The organism is Campylobacter sp. IFREMER_LSEM_CL1846 (genome assembly GCF_025772105.1).
GTDB classification, from domain to species: Bacteria; Campylobacterota; Campylobacteria; order Campylobacterales; family Campylobacteraceae; genus Campylobacter_D; species Campylobacter_D lari_D.
Genome location: NZ_JAKMRM010000028.1, coordinates 1 through 2,277, shown reverse-complemented (window position 1 = coordinate 2,277; position 2,277 = coordinate 1). Strand labels below are relative to the sequence as shown.

Sequence of the window (2,277 nt, the reverse complement as noted above, 5' to 3'; positions counted from 1 at the left end):
ATACGCTTAAGAATATTAATATAGATACGACAGGATTTGTAAATAATAAATCTGATATTTATGTAGGTATATTTGGCATAGCAGATGGGGCTAAATTTAAAAATATTAATGTAGATTATATGGGTGGTGGAATTCAAAATAAAGATGTTTATTATATAGGTGGTTTTGTAGGATATATAGACAATGGAAATTTTTCACAAATATCTTTGAAAAATATCAAAAATTTTAACAGCGATAACGGATATATTTATTATGCTGGTGGTTTTGCAGGATATATAAACAATGGAAATTTTTCAAATATATCATTAAGTGAAATAGGAAATTTTTACAATAATAGCCTAAGATACAATTATACTGGTGGTTTTGCAGGATATATAACAGTTGGAACATTTAAAAATATTGATTTAAATGCTATAGAAAATTTAAACAATAAGATTAGTAGGGGCTATTATGATACTTACAATTATACTGGTGGTTTTGCAGGAGTGATACGCAACGGAAATTTTTCAAATATATCATTAAGTGAAATAGGAAAATTTTATAATATTCGAAATGATAATGCTATTGTAACATCTTTTGTTGGCGGTTTTGCAGGATCTGTAGACAATGGAAATTTTTCAAATATATCATTAAGCATCGTGGATAGTTTTGATAGTATAGCAGATAACTTTTATGCCGGCGGTTTTGCAGGATCTATAGGCAATGGAAATTTTTCAAATATTTCTTTAAATAATATAGAAAATATTGGTACTGGTGAAAGCACTTTTCTTACTGATGCTGGTGGTTTTGCTCGGAAAATTTACAAAGGAAATTTTTCAAATATTGTTTTGAATGGCATAAGTAATATTATTGGTAATTTTGGACACAATACTGATGCTGGTGGTTTTGTGGGAAGTATCACAGGAAATGATTTAAAATTTAATAATATTTTTTTGTATTTTAATTCTGGAGCAGAAATTGGTTCAAAACGTGCAGCTGGTAAATTTGCTGGATATATAAATAATATAAAAGTTGATGGCATCCACATCTATCACCACGAAAACGATTTAACTAATGCAACTGCGGATCAAGATTATTGGAACGACTTTAATAATGGCTATATTTCAGATAAAATCAATATCCACACTTACAAAGATGAAACACAAGGGTATAGTGACTTTGAAAAAGCTGTGATAGATAGTTTAGCTAAAGAAGGGTTGCATAAAGATAAAAACGGGAAATTAATTTTTACAACGGATTTCGAAATAGAAAAGCCAACCAACCCTACAGATCCTACAGATCCGAGTAATCCTGATGTTATCTTAGATAGCGATGATTTGTATGTTGATGTTGTTGAAGATATATTAGATGATATATTAGATGGTGATTATACTGTTAGTATAGATGATCTTGGAAATATTATCTTTAAAGAATCTAGTCCAGATGGTGATAGAGTTATTACTTTAAAATCCATTTATGAAAGTTTAGAATTTTTAGAAGAGCTTTATAAACAAAAAGGAATGCAAGATAAGCTAAAAGATATTTATGCAAAATATACAAAAGCTTTGGAATTAAATAATTTTCTCTTATCTATCGTGCAAAATGATATAGATAAAGCTAAGGAAAATATCAATAAATTCAATTTTTTATTTAAAGAATACAATACAGTGTTGAGCATATATAATGATTATGTGGAAAAGATAAATAAAGGTCAAATGAGTATTACTGATGATAAATTTGTAACCGCTTTAGCAAAATTAAATTCATATGCTAAAGATTTGATTTCTTATAAAGAGTATGTTGATGGAGTAATTGTTAAATTAAACAATAAATACGATATAGAAAAGAATTATGGTTATACAAATTTTAAATTCACGGATATTTTTGCTTCTTTGAATTTTTCACACAACTTGCAAAATCCTGATGTAGATAATCCAAATAAACCAGAATTACCTGAAACAGATATGGAATTTGAACAAACAGCTTCGCTTAATTTAATAGGTGATAATGCTTTAGATGATGATGAGAAAAAAGAGATAGATGAAACCTCTTTAGCTCAAAAAAATAAAACCTGCATAGTTAGCGATAACTATAAAACCATGAATCCATGCATAGTAAGTGGAATGTAGTTATATACACTAGGATTTATCCTAGTGTATATAACGAGTATATTAATGAATACTCGTATTAAATAATATTTTGATTAATCAATAATAAATATTAAAAAATAAAAACTCTTAAAATTTAAAAAATGAATTAAAAGGAAAAAATAAGTATGAAAAAACTTTTACTTAGCAC

Annotated in this window: 1 pseudogene; it reads left to right on the top strand. The window is 27.2% G+C overall.

Going from position 1 to position 2,277, the window contains the following annotated elements:
* Window positions 1-2,108 (top strand): annotated as a pseudogene (locus L8W40_RS07985) (hypothetical protein); the annotation flags it as partial.
* Window positions 2,109-2,277 lie beyond the last annotated feature (169 nt).